16 protein-coding genes and 1 pseudogene are annotated in these 20,533 nt (G+C 40.8%); 6 read left to right on the top strand and 11 right to left on the bottom strand.

Going from position 1 to position 20,533, the window contains the following annotated elements; genetic code table 11:
* Positions 1–89 precede the first annotated feature (89 nt).
* The 4 genes from PAUR_RS20645 to PAUR_RS20630 all read left to right on the top strand — a co-directional run bounded on the left by PAUR_RS20645 (position 90) and on the right by PAUR_RS20630 (position 3,213).
* Positions 90–362, top strand: a complete 273-nt coding sequence (locus tag PAUR_RS20645; protein WP_010366567.1) for a RebB family R body protein — start codon at positions 90–92, stop codon at positions 360–362.
* A 105-nt stretch (positions 363–467) separates the two neighbouring features.
* Positions 468–1,448, top strand: a complete 981-nt coding sequence (locus tag PAUR_RS20640) for a cyanobactin maturation protease PatG family protein (RefSeq protein WP_192509613.1) — start codon at positions 468–470, stop codon at positions 1,446–1,448.
* Between the two features lie 25 nt (positions 1,449–1,473).
* Positions 1,474–2,289, top strand: coding sequence for a hypothetical protein (locus PAUR_RS20635; protein ID WP_192509612.1), 816 nt, complete (start codon positions 1,474–1,476; stop codon positions 2,287–2,289).
* A gap of 9 nt (positions 2,290–2,298) precedes the next feature.
* Entirely contained in the window at positions 2,299–3,213 is a 915-nt protein-coding gene (locus PAUR_RS20630; protein WP_192509611.1) for a cyanobactin maturation protease PatG family protein, read from the top strand.
* Positions 3,214–3,350: 137 nt separating this feature from the next.
* Here the strand turns inward: PAUR_RS20630 and PAUR_RS20625 are convergent, their stop codons facing one another.
* The gene (locus PAUR_RS20625) at positions 3,351–6,485 is read right to left on the bottom strand and encodes a M43 family zinc metalloprotease (RefSeq protein ID WP_225738532.1); all 3,135 of its coding nucleotides are present in this window, start codon (positions 6,483–6,485) and stop codon (positions 3,351–3,353) included.
* Between the two features lie 877 nt (positions 6,486–7,362).
* Here PAUR_RS20625 and PAUR_RS20620 point away from each other — a divergent pair.
* Positions 7,363–8,286, top strand: a complete 924-nt coding sequence (locus PAUR_RS20620; RefSeq protein ID WP_192509609.1) for a bile acid:sodium symporter family protein — start codon at positions 7,363–7,365, stop codon at positions 8,284–8,286.
* A 178-nt stretch (positions 8,287–8,464) separates the two neighbouring features.
* Here PAUR_RS20620 and PAUR_RS20615 read toward each other — a convergent pair whose 3' ends face one another.
* The 10 genes and pseudogenes from PAUR_RS20615 to PAUR_RS20570 form a co-directional block, all read right to left on the bottom strand.
* Positions 8,465–9,895 carry an EAL domain-containing protein gene (locus PAUR_RS20615; protein WP_192509608.1) on the bottom strand — a complete coding sequence of 477 codons (1,431 nt, stop codon included), beginning with the start codon at positions 9,893–9,895 and terminating at the stop codon, positions 8,465–8,467.
* Positions 9,896–10,094: 199 nt separating this feature from the next.
* Positions 10,095–11,138 (bottom strand): PLP-dependent cysteine synthase family protein, encoded by a 1,044-nt coding sequence (locus PAUR_RS20610; protein ID WP_192509607.1) that lies wholly within the window; start codon positions 11,136–11,138, stop codon positions 10,095–10,097.
* Between the two features lie 98 nt (positions 11,139–11,236).
* Positions 11,237–12,856 (bottom strand): FAD-dependent oxidoreductase, encoded by a 1,620-nt coding sequence (locus PAUR_RS20605; protein WP_192509606.1) that lies wholly within the window; start codon positions 12,854–12,856, stop codon positions 11,237–11,239.
* Between the two features lie 91 nt (positions 12,857–12,947).
* Positions 12,948–13,247, bottom strand: coding sequence for a helix-turn-helix domain-containing protein (locus tag PAUR_RS20600; protein ID WP_192509605.1), 300 nt, complete (start codon positions 13,245–13,247; stop codon positions 12,948–12,950).
* 73 nt (positions 13,248–13,320) lie between these two features.
* A complete protein-coding gene (locus PAUR_RS20595; RefSeq protein WP_225738531.1) occupies positions 13,321–14,052 on the bottom strand; it encodes a hypothetical protein in 732 nt (243 codons plus the stop codon).
* Between the two features lie 109 nt (positions 14,053–14,161).
* Positions 14,162–14,374, bottom strand: a pseudogene (locus tag PAUR_RS23690) (GNAT family N-acetyltransferase); the annotation flags it as partial.
* 349 nt (positions 14,375–14,723) lie between these two features.
* Positions 14,724–15,128 carry a type 2 periplasmic-binding domain-containing protein gene (locus tag PAUR_RS20585; protein ID WP_192509603.1) on the bottom strand — a complete coding sequence of 135 codons (405 nt, stop codon included), beginning with the start codon at positions 15,126–15,128 and terminating at the stop codon, positions 14,724–14,726.
* 10 nt (positions 15,129–15,138) lie between these two features.
* A complete protein-coding gene (locus PAUR_RS20580; RefSeq protein WP_192509602.1) occupies positions 15,139–16,329 on the bottom strand; it encodes a porin in 1,191 nt (396 codons plus the stop codon).
* A 281-nt stretch (positions 16,330–16,610) separates the two neighbouring features.
* Positions 16,611–19,112, bottom strand: coding sequence for an ABC transporter permease (locus tag PAUR_RS20575; RefSeq protein ID WP_192509601.1), 2,502 nt, complete (start codon positions 19,110–19,112; stop codon positions 16,611–16,613).
* On the bottom strand, positions 19,102–19,815 hold the full coding sequence (locus tag PAUR_RS20570; RefSeq protein ID WP_192509600.1) for an ABC transporter ATP-binding protein: 714 nt from the start codon (positions 19,813–19,815) through the stop codon (positions 19,102–19,104). The genes PAUR_RS20575 and PAUR_RS20570 overlap by 11 nt, the downstream gene beginning before the upstream one ends.
* Between PAUR_RS20570 and PAUR_RS20565 the strand changes: the two genes are divergently transcribed.
* The gene (locus PAUR_RS20565) at positions 19,814–20,440 is read left to right on the top strand and encodes an arylesterase (protein WP_192509599.1); all 627 of its coding nucleotides are present in this window, start codon (positions 19,814–19,816) and stop codon (positions 20,438–20,440) included. The two genes, PAUR_RS20570 and PAUR_RS20565, sit on opposite strands and share 2 nt — an antisense overlap.
* The last annotated feature ends 93 nt before the right edge of the window (positions 20,441–20,533 follow it).

Here is a 20,533-nt window from a genome sequence, read left to right as displayed (position 1 = left end):
GGTAAGTTCATCCAAAACTTATCATCATAATCTCTCTACAATTACTCCTGAATTTTAACGTAACCACATATTATAATTAAGGAACAACTATGGCATTTCCAACCTCAGTTAATGATCAGATCACCGACGCTGTTACACAAGCCAATGTGAAAGTACTAGGTGATGCACCCGCTATGTCAATGGGCAACCTATTTCAAGCCACATCTCAAGCACTGGCGAATGCAGCGCATAATGCGACCACCGCACAACAACAAATGGCCATTACCGGGCAAGCTGCCACCACAATGGGTGTAACGACGTTATATTCAATCGACACAGCCAGTACCGGTGAAGCCACAAAGACCATATTAGGTGCGGGTTGATTTTTAACAATTCAATATACCCCCCCTGACATTTTAGATAGCAATAGCACAAGCAAAATGCACTGGCCTAGGCCGGTGCTTTGGCTCAATTAATAAGGTGAAAAAATGAGTGATAAAGATGCCGATGAAGCCACTGAAAGCCACATCGAACAAAACGACACAACCCTTGACTTAAATACTGACAAGATAAACGCAAAAACGAACGATGCGATGGCTATAACTGCGCAAGCAACGCCAATTGTCGAAACGCCTGAGACTGACAATAAACTGCTTGAAAGTCTTGACCCCATAATTCAACGCCAGCACTCAGATCTTATCTACGCACTTGGTGTAATAAAAGTACGTTTTCCGAATAAAGGCATAAAGAAACAATTTTTAAGCGCTGCCCGCACCCTTGGCGTTAATGAACAAGACTATTATGGGGTATTTACTAATAATAATGCCAACACAGATCGTGACAAATATTTATATCTTGCCGAACAAGTGCAATGGGTACTCTCTATAAAAGCGCATTATCAGTATTTACTCGTGCCTGCAACGCAGCAGGTACTAGCTTCATTTATCGCATCACTTAAAGCACCCAGCGACACACTAGAGACTGTTTATAGCAGTGTGATTGGTACCAGTTATATAAGTGACAATAGTCTGAACCTGCCTGAAGTTGTTTGTGAACAAATTTACTCTCAGACCTTGGATGAATTGCACCGTACCATTAAGGAAGTATCATCGGCGCAAACCATAGCGATCCAAGGTGTCATTAAAGAGTTAGAGGTTACACCAAATATGGGGGTGACCCCCTTCGATAGAGCACGTAATTTTGTGGCATTTCGCTACCCTGATATGTATGAACATACCCATAAAATGCAAACCGGATCAAACACGACACAAAGCGCATCATTGTTACGTATTGATATGACTATGTTTGATTCTGTGTCAAGCCACTCTATTGTCGATATGACATTCGTCTATCAAGAGAACAGTTCAGACAAGCAGCATTATTATTATTGTCGGATAGATGTGACTGGTTTGTACCCCTTTATTAATACTGCTATCCAAGCTTTCACCCCAGTACAGCCTTTGATATGAATACTGTTCTTTGAGGATCGAAAAAATGAATTTATCAGATGAGACGCACAATGCAGCTCAACCAGATGTGGTCAACACAACTAGCCAAACTCAAGAAACGCTGCAATGTAACCGTGAACACCCCCATGGACACGTGTATGCAATAGGCTATGTTAAGCCGTATTTCGCAACAATAGATTTAGAAAAACAGTACGAGGCCGCCGCAGAATTTACCAAGCAATCTACTACCAGTTTTGATCAGATTTTTAACTATGTAACGTCGCCTAATGAGCAGCCGAATCTTCGTATTCGCCCTTTTTTGTACCTCGCACAACAAGCAACTTGGGTATTTACCATTAATAATGTTGATACATATACGTTATACCCAAGAACACTCACACAATTAAATGCGCTGATCCAAGCGTCAACTAAAAACGAGGTTATTTTAGTCGGGTTAGTCGAGCGTATTTCTGTGGCTGGCAGCCATGGTTCAGAAGCGCTCCCTAGCGTTCTGGTCGAGCATTTAATTGATACTGTAGACGGTACAAAAAGTCCACCCAAAAAAACCAGAGAAGGTGCGTTAGCACAATTAAAACCCAATATAGGCCGTTCAAACTTGGAGCGCGCTAGCAATTATTTAGTCACGCATTTTGATCAAATCAATACTAGTCAAACGCAAAATGAGATCATCGATAACGTCAACGCCGTGCATTTTCAACATGTGTCATTGCATGATGACCGCTCCATTATAGAGGTTATTCTTTCTAATCCGAATGACACCCGATTTGCGTGTAATATTGATGTGACAAACGCGTACCCTTTTGTGTCATCTAAGCTCGCCCCCTTTGCTAAAAGCAGCTAGGAGTTACTTATGTATCACAAGAATGAATCAATATATCAACACCTTAAAAACCCAATGGTGTTACAACGTGCACTCACCGGAAAAATTGAATTTGAGACGCAACCAATGAGTAATCAATATGTGTATTGCGTGGGTAATATCAATGCTAAATTTCCTACGTTAAATTTAGAAAAAGAACTAAACCAAAACAGCATCATGTCATCTAACCCATTACCCATGCTTGAAAACGTGAATGATAATATTGCATTAGCACGCTTAAACCGGAATACGCAATTGTATCAAGCCCTCTTTAAAGGCCTCAGTCAACCGCAAAATAACTACATTGCACGGGCGATGGATTGGGTGCTAGATAACCGCTTTAATGAACAGCAATATAAACTTATTCTGACTAACGATGAATTGCTTACGCAGTGTATTTCAGCACTGGGCCGTAACGAGTCATCTACTGATGGGCAAGTTGTCGTGATTGGCGTAGCCTCTGGTGCATACGAGATGCACGTCACTGCGATTATGCCAACAGCGGTAATGCCCTATGGCCAAGTGTGTCATGGTGAAAAAAGCACAAATACACATTTCACGCAACTTGTTGGGGAAATTACTGCCCTCGATAGTTCTGCTGGCAACACAGATAACACGCGAGCGCTTAACTTTGTGTTGTATAACAATGTTGATGTGTATAATCATTCTTATAACTTATACTATAACTCAAGTTCAGATGGACCCAATCCCAGTGGTTATCAGTTGCTCAGTGTAGACACTGACATGTTAAACAGTGGAGACCGTATTGTCGTCAATGTGATTTTTAAATACCAGGGGATCAATACGGGTGCACTACAATATTGGTATTGTCGCGTTGATGTGACTGGTGAATATCCTTTTATCGTGCAGCCTTGGCAACAGTATTTACCGAGTGATAACTTGTAGTGTTTCTCAATAGCGCAACAAGCATAAATTCACCATTTAATATTAAAATCAATCATTTAAAACAAATTATTCACCGCAAAAAAATAAAAAAAGCAGCGCATTACGCGCTGCTTTAGTCGGGGGAAATAAAACTCGGGTTACTTACGACAAGCTGCCGTATCAAAATCAACAATAATGCTGGTATTGCTCGCATCACCGTTAATTTTTAAATATGACCAATGCTGAGTCCCTGCCGGAATATAAATACACTCCGTTTGCGTACCACTGTTTGATGTCGCATCATTATCAGTGTCACTTGGCCAGCCACCATTTTTGTATAAGATCTCTAAGTTACTTTGGCCATGCGCTGTGGTAATTGCTACGCTTTGTGCTGCAGACACATCAGCAATACTTAACCAAAGCGTACCATTGCCTCCTAAGCAACTGGCTGTGCCCGCTTCTAAACGACCACCCGTGATAGGCGATTGTGTCAAACAGGCATTTGGTACTTGTGAAACTGGTGGAGTTGTACCTCCAGCTTTAACCAATACGGTATAATCTTCTACTTCACCATCACCAATATTGCCGCATGCGGTGTTTGCAGCACTACTATATTTCATAGCAAGGCGCATTCTTAAAGATTGGCCAACTAAGCCTGCTGGAACGCTCAGCTCACCACTGACAGCACCTTTACCAGACACACCTGTGAGTACTTTTTCATTGTCACTGAACGTGCCATCATTATTACTATCTAACCATGCAGTCCAATGTTCAGTGTAAGTACCACCTGGCGTTAATGTCAGCGTATTCTTACCTTCAGTCAACTCAATGACTTTACTAGTAAAGTCTTGGTAACCAACACCTTGAGACGGGTTCGTAAAACTGCCCGATTGCACATTCGCAATCCACTCATAGCGCGTATTACCTGACGCTTCACAATAGCTTGACTCACTCACTGTAACTTGTGCAGTTGACGTGTTTGTCAGTCCTAAGTTGTCAGTCACTTTAAGCGTAGCGCTATAGTTGCCAGCCGCTGCGTAAGTGTGAGTTGGAGTAGCACTGGTGCTTGTTTGTCCATCACCAAACTCCCATGCATAGGCGGAAATTGAACCATCAGGATCAGATGAGCCAGCACTGCTGAACGTAATGGCTTTGCCAAGTTCAACCGAGTAAGGCCCATTGGCATTCGCCACCGGAGCTTGATTGCTCGCAGTAATTGTGACATTAGCCGCATCCGTTGCGGTGTTACCATCATTATCTGTCACCTGTAACGAGGCACTATAGTTACCCGCTGATTGGTAGCTATGTGTTGGATTCGCAAGCGTAGAAGTGGCACCATCACCAAAAGCCCATAAATATGACGTGATTGAGCCATCACTGTCATTCGAGCCTGTGCTGCTAAATGTAATATCTTGACCTATCAGTGCTGAATAATCCCCATTCGCCTCAGCGATTGGCAGTCCAGATGCCGCACCTCGTTCATAATAAACGACCAGTGAAGCACCGCTATATTCTAAAAATGGGTCAATCATAATATTGAGTGTACCGCCACCAGCACCAAACTCACAGTACTCACTTAGACGCGGCGCGCTGAAAGGCCCACAATCATACGTGGTTTTATCGGGTGTCGCATTCATACTCATATAAGCATCGGGATCGCCTTTATAACCACCAGGCATAACCGCAACGGTGCGTACTGCATCTGCCGGTATTTGATATTGATACGTTTTTACCGGTGCTCCTTTGGCTGACGCCAAGTCTTTCACTTCGGTTAAAAATACTCGCTCACAGCCATTACACAATGTACTGTCCTGGGCGGTAATGACGCTTAATGTGGCATTAGAATAAGCGGAAAACGCATCGACTGCTGCATGATAAGTTTCAGTACTTGAAGGAGAAGAAACCGTCACTAGTTCAGGGGAGCCTGCACTTCTAAACGAGATAAAATCAGCATCCCAGTTATCACCCGTTTTAGTAGGGGCTGCGCCTTTAGACACATACATGTCAGGATCTTCATCGTACCCGTCAAGATAAAATGCAACTGCTTCAGTGCCCGCTGGCACCGACATCTCAAAATTATCAACTTCGCCTTTTTGTGCTGATATATTATTAAATGTTTGAACCGTAGTACCTTGTGGTTTTGGGTTGCCACCTAGTCCATCCCAAGGATGATCGGCGTTACTGGTCAAGTCGTCTAAGCCAACTGCGATCAAATTACTATTAGACCAAAGCGTCGCTCGTGCTGAACCGTGTAATGCTGCTGTCATGCGTTCAACTTGATCTTGAGTATACATCGCGTAGTTGTCTGAATAATGCATGAAGTTTTCGGTGTTAGTTGGCTCACCTAAGCAGTTTGTCGCATTATCTTGCAACACGCTGCTGCTCATTTGCGGTGTATCACACGAACCATCCCCCGTAGCACTACAAAATGGCTGTGAATGTACTGTACATTCACCATCAAAAGTGTGAGGAAGGTTTAAAAAGTGACCAAATTCATGTGTTAATACTGAGCGGAAATTTTCATTGGTGTTTGCACCAACATAGTCCCCATTGTATACCACCCGTGCTAAGCCGGCTTCCGACATGCTGACCTGAGGGTACCATGCCACACCTGAGTTATTGGTTTCGCCATCCGCATATAAGTCATGCTGGATGTAAATATTCATGTATTTAAAGTTGTCCCATGCATCAGCTGCAATTTGCGCGTCAGCTTTCTCACCATCCCCATATCCTGCTTTCTCTGCATGGCGCACGATGCCATTAGTGGCGTTGCCACTGGGATCTTTCTTGGCTAAAACAAATTCAATATCTAGATTTTCTCGGATTGCCTGAAACTGGGCAGCAATAGGGCCATCATCCGTGATCAACCCTCTAAAGTCTTCATTGGTTTTATTTAAACCATCAATTATTTTTTGCTCAGTTAAGCAATATGTGCCAGTCTCACAGTTGTATCTATCGCCGTATACATGTACAACAACGGGAATATAGTAACGTCCAGCCACGCCATTACCGTTGGCTGCTGCTTCATCTGATGCTTGTGCCATACGTTGTTGTATTTGGCTTGTCAAACTGCTTGGGAGTAATGCTTGACGTGCATTCTCTTTTTGTAATACGTTCCAATCTTGCAAATTCGTATCTGTACCACAAATCTGCCCTGAGCTCGCTTTATGAAACGCACTAGACTCAAGTGACACACTGCTTTGCGACTGCGCCGTCAGATTTTGAAATGACTTAGACTCTACTATTTCACCGGCAAAGGCTGAAGTCGACGACATACCTGCTAGTAACATCATAAGGTAGCTTTTTTTATAATTATGCCCGTGTATATTTTGCCTACTTAGGCCGCATAAACCCCTAAAATTAAATAGCATGATTCTCTCCTGTGAGTATCTTTACATGTTGTTGTGTCGCCATATAGCTGACGACTTTATTTTTATATCCGCTGCGCATTTTGACATTTCAAACTCATACTTTGAAAAGTCAAAATACACTTTTTGAATCAGTAAACAGAAAAAACAACACAAGCAAATACGACTTCAAACTGTCAGCTTGTTTATTAAAACTACAATACAAAACCATCTTTGTATACAATATAATTTATATTTTTACATTTAAGTTTACTTAACATGAACATTTGGTGAAGAATTAATTTACAAAGAAAACCTGAAAAACGGAATAATCTATGGGTAAAAGACTGAAATAAAGTGAAAGCAATGCATAAGCTATTGGTTCTAGCACTTATATTCAGTACAGTACGGAGAATGGAAACCTATAACAAGTAGGCCTATCACTCACACGACCTTAGATGTAGCATCAGCTCAGCCATAACTTTGTACTCATACTCAAAGGGCAGTGAGACACATTTATGTGGCATCGTACGCTCATGTCATTACCTAACCTCAGCTCTGGATAAGCGAATTTGCCCAATAAAGCTATTTTTCTCACTCTCGGCGTTGCTTTTATGCAGTAATAGCCCGCTATTACTGTATAAAAGCGCCTTGATATTGAACGAAATATCATCATTGGATTGTACGTAAGTTTGTTTACAAAACATCTTCTATTCCAAAACCCTTATCCAAACCTGAGGTTACTTACTAAAAGCCATGTAACTCGTAAAGGTCAAAAATTCAGGATAGTATCTGATCACACTTAATTTAAATCTTAAAATCAATGGCTATCACCGTACAATTATTCCCGCTATGGGCAATCTTATTTTCAGCGTTCGCATTTGTATTTCCTATCTACTTTGTTGATCTGAAAAATATGATTATTCCTCTACTTATGGTGATCATGCTCACCATGGGGCTCACACTGACACCCAAAGATTTTTTGCGTGCCACAGAGAATAAAAAAGCAATTTTTATCGGTATCTTACTGCAATTTTCAGTCATGCCTATTTTGGCATTCTTACTGGCAAAAGGCATGAATTTCGACACCCAATCATTGATAGGGCTCGTATTAGTTGGCACCGTAGCGGGTGGTACCGCAAGCAACGTGTTATGCTATCTCGCTAAAGGTGATGTTGCTTTATCAATAACCATGACAGCCATCAGCACCTTGATAGGTGTCATACTTACGCCGGTACTAACCACACTCCTTATTGGCGAACTGGTCAATATTCCAATCATAAATATGCTCGTTAGCTTATTCAAAATTGTGTTGCTCCCCGTCACATTGGGGGTAATATTAAACCGATACTGCAATAAGCTCATCACGAAGAGCTTACCGGCATTACCAATGCTATCTATGGGCGCAATTGTCTTCATCATTGCCATTGTGGTGGCACTGAATCAAGCCAAATTAGAAAGTACGGGCCTGGTCATTATGCTTGCGGTGATCTTACATAATGGGATTGGACTACTGCTCGGATATTTTGTACCTAAGCGCCTTGGGTGTGATGAACAAGTTTGCAGAACCATCGCCTTTGAAGTCGGAATGCAAAACTCTGGCTTAGCGGTTGCTTTGGCAATGAAGTTCTTTACACCCAGCGCAGCTGTCGCCGGTTCTTTGTTTTCAATATGGCATAATGTCAGTGGGTCATTACTTGCGAGTATATGGCAAAAGTCAGCAGTGCCTAATATAACGAAGAAATAGCAGCAGTCGCATAGGCCACCTAGGTAAGACTGAGTTATATTGCACAGTCTTACCATTATAACAAGTTAGTTCAACGTAAAGCATGATAATTAAACACGACTTTAAACAGCAAATACAGTAATTTAAGTCTGTCCTCTCGGTTAGATTGAATAATAAGCGATACGTTAAAAGTCCTTTATCAACTTAATGTAACTGACTGTTTACTTTCCACTGATAGGTAGTCATGTGCACTCAAAGGGGCGCTAATGTAGTAACCCTGCAACATCGCATTTTCAAAACTTTTTATGTAATCCAGCTGATATCGATTTTCAACGCCCTCTACAATGACGGTCAGTTTAGAGCGCTTCGCCGTCGACATGATCTGTTCAAGCGATTTAGAGGTGGCGTGCCTGTCACGTACTTCGCCTATATAAGATTTGTCTACTTTTATTGTTTTGTAGTAACCATTACTGAGAAGTTGATAACTCTTTCTATCATTGCCAAAATTGTCGATTGAAAATCGACACCCTAAATTGATAATTTTGCGCATATTACTTTTAATCAATTCGCTCTCTGTCAAAGTATCATTTTGCTCAACCTCAAAAACAATAAAGCTCGCAATTGATGGGGCACCTTTTAGTAATTGTTTAAGATGACCAAATAAGTGCTCAGTGTTTAGCTCTTGCTTAGTAATATTGACATGAATGGGCGTCAGATCCTTTTTGCTATCTAGCTGGACTTTGAGCAAAGAAAACACTTGGTTAAGCACAATCTCCGTCATTCCCTCTTGTAAACCGGGTTGACTCTTAAGCATCGGGATAAAAGTTTTTGGTCCAAGGTTTTTATGATTTTTCCAGCGGATCAATGCTTCATAGCGTTTGGGTTTGTCCAGATCACTCGGAATGTACATTGGCTGAAACACCAAGTAAAAATCATCTGGATTAAACGAGATGCTGCTCGTGAGCTTTCTAAGTACGTGTTTTTTATACATTTCAGCTTTATACAATTGCTCATTATGAAAAAAAGTGCCATCTTCACTCTCCAATGCGTGATCCATCGAATAAGTTAACCTACGTTGCACTTTGTCCATACCGTAAATCGCCGAATATCCCGTCAAACTTAACGATGATATCGCATAATCAATAGGTACCTTGGTACCACTGATTAAAACCTGTTCGGGTAGTTTATGTAATATGTTTTTTTGCTTTTCTATGGCTTCTTGCGTATTTGCCCCTGTACCTTGAGTGACAAATGCCATCAACATATATTCAGAATCGTATAAAGCTAATGCGAAAGGCTCACAAGACTTACTAATCGTATTAAACAACTCAGAAAAAGACGCTAACTGCTCATCTATGTCATCAAAAACAGGTTGTTTACCTAACTTAATCAAAGATATGTGGTACCGAGTAAACTTTCGCTCAACTTTGAGCAGCTTTTGCATAAATTGACGGTAGTTTGGAATATCACTATCACCGTGATAGAAAATCTTTTTGTTCAGCGCCGATTTTGCTTTTTTAATTTCTCGTAATGCTTTTTGATCTTTTTTCCGTAAAGTACTCATCCGTACTAAAGCCACAATACTGACCACAGCCACACCAACTGCCAGTAATAAAAATAGATTATTCATGGTGTATCCTTTAATGCGAAAAATTTTCTCGCATTAAACAATACAAAAGTGAAGAAAGTATGTGTTTATTATAGAAACTGTTCAGAATAATTACTTCATCAGCGCGGCACTTTGTTAGCCGACCGGTTAAGCACCCTACTTGTTAAATATTGTTGAATCATCTGACGTATATTCAACAATTTCCGCAGAAGCTAAATGACTAAAAAAACTGTGCTAAATAATCATTATGATGATGTCCGTTTCCAATATTCTCCGTAACCCATTGGTCATTGTAGTAGGTATTTAGGTAGCGCTCACCACTGTCGCAAATCAATGACACAATGGCACCCGTTTCTCCTTGACGTTTCATCCTATCAGCAAGATGCAATACGCCCCATATGTTCGTCCCTGATGAAGGCCCCACCTTACGTCCAAGCTGTGCACTCAGCCAATGCATCGCTGCAATACTTGCTTGATCCGGTACTTTGAGCATTTCATCGACTACACCAGGTATAAAAGAAGGCTCAACTCTGGGACGACCAATCCCTTCTATTTTACTGCCACAATGATGCGTCAAGGTCACATCTTGTGTCTGATAATAATCATAAAAAACAGAATGCTCAGGATCAACAACCATGAGTTCTGTCTCGTATTGCTGAAAACGTATATATCGACCTAGCGTCGCGGAAGTCCCCCCTGTACCTGGGCTCATCACTATCCAGCTCGGTATACTAAAAGGTTCATCTGCCATTTGCTTAAAAATACTTTGCGCAATGTTATTATTTCCCCGCCAATCAGTAGCCCGCTCCGCGAACGTGAATTGGTCCATATAAAACCCTCCCATTTGCTCAGCAAGCTCCCTTGAGACGGCGTAGATCTGATCGGTTTGTTCAACTAAATGACATTGTCCATTATAAAACTCAATTTGCTTTATTTTTTCCCGCGCCGTGGACTTAGGTACGACAGCAATAAACGGTAAACCCAATAGCTTAGCAAAATAAGCTTCTGATACTGCTGTACTCCCTGAGGATGACTCTATGATGGGGGTATCCTCATTTATTTTTCCATTACACAACGCATATAAAAATAATGAACGTGCTAGACGGTGCTTTAAAGAACCCGTTGGGTGCGTGCTCTCATCTTTTAAGTAAATAAGTATATTAGGATGGCTTTTTAAGTCTAATCTAATCAGGTGGGTGTCTGCAGAGCGAGTGTAGTCTGCTTCAATTGTTTTAATCGCCCAATTTATCCACTGTCGATTCATAATTTACTCCCGAGCTCATTCACATCAATAGTGCTCTAAGACTGGCATCTTTTTGATGCCAGTGCAAAAGTTCACGCTGAATATTAAGCCTGTTTGAATTAAACGTGTCCTTCAATTGACTGAGTATGATGTAATCTATTTTTTGGGTCTAGCTGAGCTTTGATCCGCTGTAGGCGAGGATAATTATCCTTATAATAGAGCTCTTGCCAATTATCTAAATCAACGTCAGGGTAATTCACATAACACCCATCCATCACTCCATCTGAGACAGGCCCTAATGCACCGTACATTCGAGTGTAAAGCTTACGCATCCAGTCAATATTATAGTCATCATGAAAAGGTGAAAACCAGTACGCTTGATATTGTAATTTTAAAATAGAATCACGGTGCGATACGGCCGTATCATATTTCCCAATAGTATTTATTTTCCCACCATAAGACGATATTTGTACCGCCGCTGCAGGGTTTATAAAACCATCAGCTGTGAGCATTTCCCAAAGAGTGTCTATTTGATGTTCAGGAAAAACATCATTCATATACGCGGATTTATACTTGGCCCTTGCGCCACCAGCTCCACCACCACCGACAGTTACTGCCATCCACCATGGAATCGTTAAATAACTCCCTAAAGGCTGTGGCGCATTTAGAGAGTTTGGCACTAAGCTGCGAGCAGCTTCTCGGTGTGGCGCGAAACTCACTTCTGCAGCTCGTAGTTGTGGCTCATCAAAAATAGCGATAATAAAATCGTCAATTAATGCTGGCGTATCACCGCTATAAGTGATCATTAAATCCAGCGAGCTGGCTGGACCTACTTTTTTATTCAATGTAAATGACGTATGTAGTCCATTGTACTTATTATTTTCACCGCGGTTTATCGCGAAAAAATGCGCATAACGTTGTAACAATGCAGCAAAGCTATGCTTATCTAATATATCCCATGGGATAGACAGCTGTTGAATACTCATCATAGCTGGAACAGATGGTAAACTTTCAAAATAATATTTGGTTACGATCCCCATATTTCCACCCCCTCCTCCTTGGTGTGCCCAAACAATATCATCGGATTTTTCATTTTCACCCAAAAAATAACTACGCGGATAGTTCGCTTGCCCGCCATATTCAGAGAAGGTAACAATTTCAACACCCACTAAGTAATCTACGGTCAGGCCATATTTACGAGACATTGCCCCAAAACCTCCTCCACACACATGCCCGCCGACAGCGACATTAAAGCAAGACCCTCCCGGTAACATCACTCCCCACTCTTTGAGTAATGTCTCGTAAGTATTCCCTAAACGTGCACCCGCTTCGACAACATAGTACTTTCCTTTTTTATAGACTTTGTCCATGTTACCTAAATCAATGATATTGCCTTGATCATTGTCTACAAACCCTTCATAGCAGTGGCCGCCAGATCTTACGGTTATACGCTTGTTGTCAGTAATTGCTTTACGCGCTGCTACATAAACTTCGTGGGCCGAAGAACATACTGAAACCCAGCTTGGTAGTGAGGTAAAACGATAATTTGAACCTGATAAAAATGCGGTGTACCTCGTGTCATTAGGGTAAATATATGCTGGACGGTAATCATCTCCTGTTTGCTGCTCCAATGTACTTTCAAATGAGGCTCTAAGCGGTGTTACACCAAGTGCGGCACCTATGCCTAATGAGGATTTTAAAAAACTTCGCCGTGTACTCATGTTAAGTTTATTCGTCATAATTTTTCCTTGTTGTTTGATAAACAAGTAAAAACTACGAAAACTGTCACGTGAAAGCGTCACTCTAGATAATAAATGACATATTTTCTTACTAAGAAGCCATTTTTCTATTGCGACTACGATACGCTGATGGCGTAACCCCCATTTTCTCCTTAAATACCCGATAGAATGTATTTTTATTATTAAATCCAGCGGAAAGCGCAATATCAATAATAGAACTGCTAGTAGCCTCTACTTGCAGCATGCCAATGGCACACTCAAGTCGGTATCTATTTACTAGCTCATAGAAATTCGTCTGCATATGTACATTTAACAGCTCTGATAGCATATGACTTGAAACACCTGTCGCATCAGCTAACTTAGAGAGCGTCAATTCATTATCTTTATACAATTCATTGTCTTTCAATACATGATGAACAGTTAACTCAAGTGGCTTTATGGCGCTATTAGCAAGTAGATATGCACTACCATTTAACTTTTTTTGACTTTTTACTTTTTACTTTTTTCTTCAGTACATTATAAAAAATGGTTGGTCGCCAGATAGAAAAGGCGCTCACTATTGTCAGGTAACCACACAAACTGAAAGTCATGATGTTCCACCACTTAAAACCAAGATATATACCATTTAAGTATAAAGAAATAATGATAATATCGTACACAGTTAGTACGCTAATCCCACCAACAACGAAGCTAAACCAGTAGAACGTTGTATTTTTATAACCACTATGTAATTGAAAAAACTGCTCCCGAGATGTAATAAGGAGCCTTATATTAACAAGTAAATATACCAAAATAAGGATCACAAATGGGATCCAAACATACAGACCATAATCGGGAATAATAAGAAACTTGAGTAAGAAAATAGTAATAAAAGGGACAAAGTGTAAATAAGCACACTTTACCGGGCGTTCTGGTTTTAAAATCGCTTTCAGTAATAGATAAATGATAGGTCCGTATATCAAAATTAAACACTGACTAGCAGCTTGCAACGCAAACGGGACCTGCCCAAATGTTAACTGACTATACGCACTCAGCGTTGGCACTTGAATAAATAACATAAATGCAGCCAGTGTTTTATTGCCAGGCCGACCTCTATGTTGATGAGACAATAACAAAGCAAAAATAAAACCGCCAACAGCAATACATGCCACGTAAAGGGCTTTAAACAGCTCGGCTTCTGCACCCTGCATATACATTCAATCTTCAATGTTTACATGGTATTAACTATATCTCGGCTCGCGATTAGAACAAATGCCACTTTAGTACGCATTAACAAATGCACGCATAAAAACCCTTTTATTGCCTTTATAAATGCAATTTCATTTCCACCAGTGAACTCCTTAGACCAAGCTTTTCATATACCTTAATCACTGAGACATTCTCGCTATACACATCCAAATAAAAATCACATATCCCTTTTGATTTTGACCAATCAATTAAATGTTCAATAACCGCTTTATTTAACCCCTTTCCACGATGCTCTGGTACAACATACATAAACCCTAAATAACCATGCTTTTCATGTAAAACCGATTACTTTGAAGTGCGAATTTGAACATAACCGGTCGCGATGATAGTTGCTTGGTGTTCTACGACCTGTAAATAAGTTTGGCTATCGGCGATAAGAAAAGGTAAGTCATAATAGCGTGCTTGTTGCGCTTTCAAGGCGTCATTGAATGGTCTTTCAGCTTCAACTACCGCTTATTCAAACTGCTCCAATCGAAATAAGTCTTCTAATGTTGCAACCCGAAAAGTCATGTTAATACCCATTATTTAATTCACTCTGAATATTAAGGTATCTTTTTTATGCCCGATAAACATAAAAAGCACCTTAGTGGTGCCTTTTGTATTTAAAAATATAGTTGAGCTAAAACTTACCAACCACTTTCACTTTATCTGTCACTTTGGCGCTATCTATATAGCCAATACCTTCTGGATTATTCATAACAAAATCAATGACGGCTTGGTCATTACTTAATGGATTTGGTGGTGTGCCTTTGCCCGTAAAAATCAACTTAGACCAATAAGCCTTAAACTGACTATTCGACTTGCCAACCACATTTTGCGTAAATGCTTTTGCAACAGATGTGCCTGTTTGAGCCACAGCTTTCACTTTCGTCCCATCAGCATAAGATTTCGACTTGCCTAAATATATTTTTGATATCGCACTTTTATCTAAACTATTGCCATTACTGGCGTTCACGATTACAGCAACCTCAGCATTGACATAAAAGGCACTCATAAATAAACATAAAGCAATTTGGCTTTTCATTGTTCACTCCTTAAAATACTAAATCTATCGCCACTGCCAACACATCTATATCTTGATCAGTGATATCATCATTATAACGGCTTAAATCAACTTTAAGCGCAGCTGAAGGGTGAAAATCATAGCGAGCACCTACGCTCACAGTACTGCTCTCCTGCTTAGCTCCCAACAAAACTTGGTTAGTGACATCTCGTAATAATGGTGAATTTGCATTCGTTGGATCTAGTGACACGGGAATAACTGTTCCATTCGGCCCAGAAATGGAAGCCGGTACTGTATTTAACCGATTAGAATCATGCTCATCATCGTTATTTTCGTAAGTTAAATGCACGGTCCAGTCATCTATTCGATACCCAACGGATGCATAATACTGTGTTTGATCTGGCAATAAGCTATTCTCAACTTCTATTTCGGTATACTCTGCATCAAACAGAAAATTATCGTAATCGATAGAAAACCCTAAACCAAAAAACGCCCCATCATCTTCACTGATTAGCAAACTATTTGCTTGATTATTCAAGCCATATCCATTTAGAGCCGCGGTTAAGCCGACAACACTAGAGGCACTGATTGTCGTTTCAGCAACGATGTAAGCAGCTCTTGCACTAAACCAGTCATAGGATATAGTCCAATTTATACCCGCTAAGTCATTCAACTCAACTTGTTCTGGAGTCGCCCCCGCTGCAGAGGGGACCCTACCCGAGAATGAACCGTATATAAGCTGAGTTGTCGAGTCCCAATCGCCCAATGTGGTCGAGTGTAATAGGTTTAAACCTTCATATGTTGAAAAAGCAAAGTTATAAACAGATTGAGGAGGCCTCACCCAGCGATAAGCATATCCAACATCTAGAAAATCGGAATAGCGATAGAATGGGATCCGCATTTTTCCACCACTCACTTTTAAGTCATCATTGATTTGATAACTCACATAAGCCCATTCAAATTCGGCGTCAAAATCCTTGTTACCTCGAGCGACAATTTGTGCTGTGGCACTCAGTCTATCTTGTAAGTCAGACGACAGTTGTAATGCAAACATACTCTCATTTTTATAAGAAATATCATCGTCATAACCATACAACCTCGTATCGTCATCTAACGTTTGACCAGCAACAATGGATGCAAAACCATTAATCCTAATTTCAGCTTGTACATTTAGACTAATACAAGCCAAACTAACAACAGCAGCGAGTAGTCGTTTCTTCATAGCATCATTCCATACTTAATAAATTTTACGTTGATTGCAATGTGAGTATAGACGCTAGAATCCACTTTTTTGATTTATTTGCTGGTTGTAAAAAACCGAACTGAAGAATATAACCATATGATTAATAACTTAAATAGGTACTTAACTTAACAGTCACTGAGTACGGATGCCGATGCTCACTCCTTATTCGCAAGAGCCCAAGCGTGAGAGGCAATGATTATTCACGCAATAAAAAGGCCACTGAAATGTGGCCTTAATGTAAACAAAATACTCGCCTCAATTTAAGATAAATTCCTCAATAATCCTTGCGTATTTTGCCGCATTGTATTTGCCACCATCAAGTATCCGATTGTCGCAACAAACGCGGCACCACTGATTGGCCCTAAAAGCCATATATACCAATGTAACCGCCCAGCAACGTCAAAAAGCTGCTGCTGAATAAGCAATAACGCCACATCACTCACAAGGGCAGCAACAAATCCAGCAATAGCCCCCAGCAATACAAATTCATACAGTGTCGCCAGCTTAATTAAGCGCCCTCTAGCCCCTAAGGTTCTTAGAATCACCACTTCTTGCATACGTTCAGCTAAACTGGCCTGGACTTGAGAGATCAAGACCAGTGCGCCACTGACTAATACAATCGACAATACAAACCCTATCGCAAGCGATACCTGCGCGATGATTGATTGTGCTTGCTCCAAGCGACTCTTAATATCTATCATACTCATCGTTGGGTGACGCTGCAGCAATTGACTCACACCTTTATTATGCTGTGCTTCCAATTTAGCGGCACTGAAATAAGTTACCGGCGTTTTACCTGCCATATTTGGGCTTAATATCATGACAAAGTTAGGCTTCAACGTGCCCCAATCGACACTTCTAAAACTGGTCACTTTCGCATCAAAACGCCGTTCATTAGCCAAAAATGAGATCGTATCACCCAGTTCTAGATCGAGTACTTCTTTCCAGCCTTCAAATACCGACACTTCAATGTCATCACCATTACTAAACCACTCACCTTCAATCACTTCATTGCCTTCAGGGATTTCTGACAGCCATGTTAAATTTGGTTCTCGGCTAACACCCTCTCGAGCATCTTCATCGCGCTCTTCTCCCTCTTGTTTTGATACTCGACGTGCAAGCTCTTCGCCATTAATGGCATTAACCCGTGCATTAAATACGGGGTAAAATGCTTCATGGGTTATATTGTTATCATTGAAAAAAGTGGTAATTGGTTCAATATCCTGTTCAGCAATATTGATGAAAAATGCGTTTGGTGCGTCAGCTGGCACTTGCATTTCCCAATCTGAAATCATGTCATTTTTTAGAACGACTAAAAATAACATCAGCTTAATCGCCAAAGCGAAACTAATGAGCTGCACCGCATTGGCATTCGCCCGCTTTTGTAAGGTTGCAATTGCCAGTGACCAACTTGACCCAGGGCTTAAACCTAACTTTCTCCCAAATGAGAAAAGCGCCCTAGAAATACCAAATAATACTCCAATTACCAATAAGCTAGATCCAAACAAAATAAGTGTAATTACTATTTCACCGCTGAATAGCCACATTAATAAAAAAATAGTGAACAAAGATGATGCCATATGAATACGGCTTATCGCTAAGCGGTCACCTAAATTTCGGCGCAAGACCCTCAGAGGTGGAATATCAAACAAATCAAGCAAAGGTTTTAATGAAAACATTAAAGCGCAAGTCATACCTATAAATGCAGACAATAACCATGGCTTTATGCCTGCACTAGGTAACTCCGCCCCCATAAACTGTGCTAGGTAATTTGCACCGAAGTACTGCAATACAAAGCCGATGCTCAACCCGATAATAATTGAAACACTCGTCACTAATGCGAGATGCGTTAAAAATATTTTGCGTATTACAACTCGGCTTCCTCCGAGTGTTTTCATCATTGCCACAGGGTCATATTGCCTTTCACAATAACGTTTTGCAGAGACAGCCATTGCCACTGCTGCAAGCATAATACCGAACAAGCCAGCCAGTAATAAAAATCGCTCCGCACGCGCCAAGTTTTCACCTAATGGTGATTGGCGATCTTTAACCCCTTCCCAATTTTGATTTTCTTTCAATTGTGGCTTTAGCCATAAATAATAGTCAGACAACTGTGCGTCAGTACCCGCAAACAACAAACGGTGAAATACCCTACTACCAACTTGAACGGCTTTTGTACTGCCAATGTCGGCATAGTTTAACAATACGCGTTTATTACCAGCGAGTGAAAAAAACGGCGCATCAGGTTCACTGACCAAGACTTTGCTAATGGTAAATTGACCAGCTCCAAGCTCAACTGTGTCACCAACATTCACGTTCAAGGTATAAAATAGCCCTTCACTGAGCCAAATATTACCACTTTTAGGCCCGCCACGAATTTCATAACCCACACTCTCTAATGTGTCTTTTATTTCCACCATGCCTCGTAATGGATACTGCTCAGTGACTGCTTTCACTGACCCCAAAACTAGCTCATCATTTGCAAATAGCATTGAGTCAAAAAATAACAGTGACGCCGTTTCTAACCCTTGCTGATTGGCTTCATTAATATAATTGTCAGTAAAAGCATGGTTACTAGATAGTCTGCGATCGGCTGCAATGAAGTCACTGGTTTTTTTCTCAATATTTAAACCTATTCGTTCAGTGACTGAGGACAAACTAAATACCGTTAAAACCGCCAAAGCAATTGCCGCAAATATAATCGTCAACTCACCGCGACGAAGCTCTCGAGCAAACAATTTAAATGCTAATTTAACCCACATTAACCGCTCCCCCTTCACTGATCTGCTCTAACTTGCCTCCTTCGATATGAATCACACGTTGACAACTCTGCGCAAGGTGCTCATCATGCGTCACTAAAATTAATGTGGTTCCATTTTGTTTATTCAAATCAAACAATAGTTTTTCAATTAACTGGCCATTTTTGCTATCTAAATTTGCAGAGGGTTCATCCGCAAATAAAATCTTCGGTTCACCAATAAAAGCGCGAGCTATGGCCACCCTTTGTTGCTCTCCTCCCGAAAGTTGAGAGGGGTAATGTGCCAATCGATGAGACAACCCTACCTTCTCAAGTAACGCAATCGCTTGCTCCTTGGCATTAACATCACCAGCGAGCTCTGCCGGAAGCATCACATTTTCTAATGCGGTAAGACTTTGCACCAACATAAACGATTGAAACACAAATCCTACCTTTTGCGCCCTAACTTGTGCCCTTGCTTCTTCATCTAATGTACTTAAAGCATCACCATCAAGGTGTATGTCACCGTCAGTCGCAATATCCAACCCAGCTAATAAACTCAGTAGCGTTGACTTACCTGAGCCTGATGCCCCTACAATAGCAACTGACTCCCCAGACTTGACAGAAAAATTAATTTCGCTAAGGATAGTAAGGTCCCCTTCGAGGGTACTCACTCGTTTGGTTAACCCAGCGACTTGAATTATATTTAATTGAGAAAGTACTGACATGACTCGTTTTTTCCTAAAGTTTACGGTGTTATTTATCTTAACGCTGCTTCCATTTACTAGCGTCGCAAAAGACAAAATAATGCTCATTGGTGACAGCTTAAGCGCAGGCTACGGCTTGAAACAAGCCCAAGCATGGGTTTATTTGTTACAAAATAAATACGCAGCAGAAAAAAAGCCGATCGAAATAATCAATACAGCCATTAGTGGGCAGACAACAGACAATGCCTTACTCAAAATTGACGCCTGGCTACAAACACATAAACCAAGTCACGTTTTAATTGAACTCGGTGGTAATGATGGGATTCGTGGTTTTCCAATTAAGGTACTAAAAAAGCATCTCACGCAATTAGTCGAAAAGAGTCATCAATCAGGTGCCAAAGTAGCGCTAATGGAGATTCAAATTCCGCCGAATTTGGGGCCGCGATATACCCGTATGTTTACCGAAAGCTATCAGTCTGTGGCAGAGCAAACAAATACATATTTAATGCCGTACTTTATGACTTCAATCGCTGTCGATAACTCTCTGATGCAAAATGATAATTTACATCCAAATGCCAAGGCACAACCCATTATTCGTGATTTTATGTATACAGAGATAGATAAATGGCTAGCTAGTTCGAAGTAAAACTTTACAGGAAAGGCGAGAAATCGCAAAGATAAGAAGGTTTAGTAAACACAAAGCCCTTTCTTAATTAAAAAAGACAAGCACTTTGTGAAT

Source organism: Pseudoalteromonas aurantia 208 (genome assembly GCF_014858725.1).
Lineage (GTDB): Bacteria > Pseudomonadota > Gammaproteobacteria > Enterobacterales > Alteromonadaceae > Pseudoalteromonas > Pseudoalteromonas aurantia.
This window is presented reverse-complemented; position numbering and strand designations above follow the sequence as displayed.

Excerpts from the sequence above, each read along its gene's own strand:
- PAUR_RS20585 (WP_192509603.1), bottom strand. The coding sequence starts at position 15,128 with ATGAAAAGCCAAATTGCTTTATGTTTATTTATGAGTGCCTTTTATGTC.
- PAUR_RS20645 (WP_010366567.1), top strand. The coding sequence starts at position 90 with ATGGCATTTCCAACCTCAGTTAATGATCAGATCACCGACGCTGTTACA.
- PAUR_RS20615 (WP_192509608.1), bottom strand. The coding sequence starts at position 9,895 with ATGAATAATCTATTTTTATTACTGGCAGTTGGTGTGGCTGTGGTCAGT.
- PAUR_RS20640 (WP_192509613.1), top strand. The coding sequence starts at position 468 with ATGAGTGATAAAGATGCCGATGAAGCCACTGAAAGCCACATCGAACAA.
- PAUR_RS20620 (WP_192509609.1), top strand. The coding sequence starts at position 7,363 with ATGGCTATCACCGTACAATTATTCCCGCTATGGGCAATCTTATTTTCA.
- PAUR_RS20580 (WP_192509602.1), bottom strand. The coding sequence starts at position 16,329 with ATGAAGAAACGACTACTCGCTGCTGTTGTTAGTTTGGCTTGTATTAGT.
- PAUR_RS20565 (WP_192509599.1), top strand. The coding sequence starts at position 19,814 with ATGACTCGTTTTTTCCTAAAGTTTACGGTGTTATTTATCTTAACGCTG.
- PAUR_RS20595 (WP_225738531.1), bottom strand. The coding sequence starts at position 14,052 with ATGTATATGCAGGGTGCAGAAGCCGAGCTGTTTAAAGCCCTTTACGTG.
- PAUR_RS20625 (WP_225738532.1), bottom strand. The coding sequence starts at position 6,485 with ATGATGTTACTAGCAGGTATGTCGTCGACTTCAGCCTTTGCCGGTGAA.
- PAUR_RS20605 (WP_192509606.1), bottom strand. The coding sequence starts at position 12,856 with ATGACGAATAAACTTAACATGAGTACACGGCGAAGTTTTTTAAAATCC.
- PAUR_RS20610 (WP_192509607.1), bottom strand. The coding sequence starts at position 11,138 with ATGAATCGACAGTGGATAAATTGGGCGATTAAAACAATTGAAGCAGAC.
- PAUR_RS20575 (WP_192509601.1), bottom strand. The coding sequence starts at position 19,112 with ATGTGGGTTAAATTAGCATTTAAATTGTTTGCTCGAGAGCTTCGTCGC.
- PAUR_RS20630 (WP_192509611.1), top strand. The coding sequence starts at position 2,299 with ATGTATCACAAGAATGAATCAATATATCAACACCTTAAAAACCCAATG.
- PAUR_RS20635 (WP_192509612.1), top strand. The coding sequence starts at position 1,474 with ATGAATTTATCAGATGAGACGCACAATGCAGCTCAACCAGATGTGGTC.
- PAUR_RS20570 (WP_192509600.1), bottom strand. The coding sequence starts at position 19,815 with ATGTCAGTACTTTCTCAATTAAATATAATTCAAGTCGCTGGGTTAACC.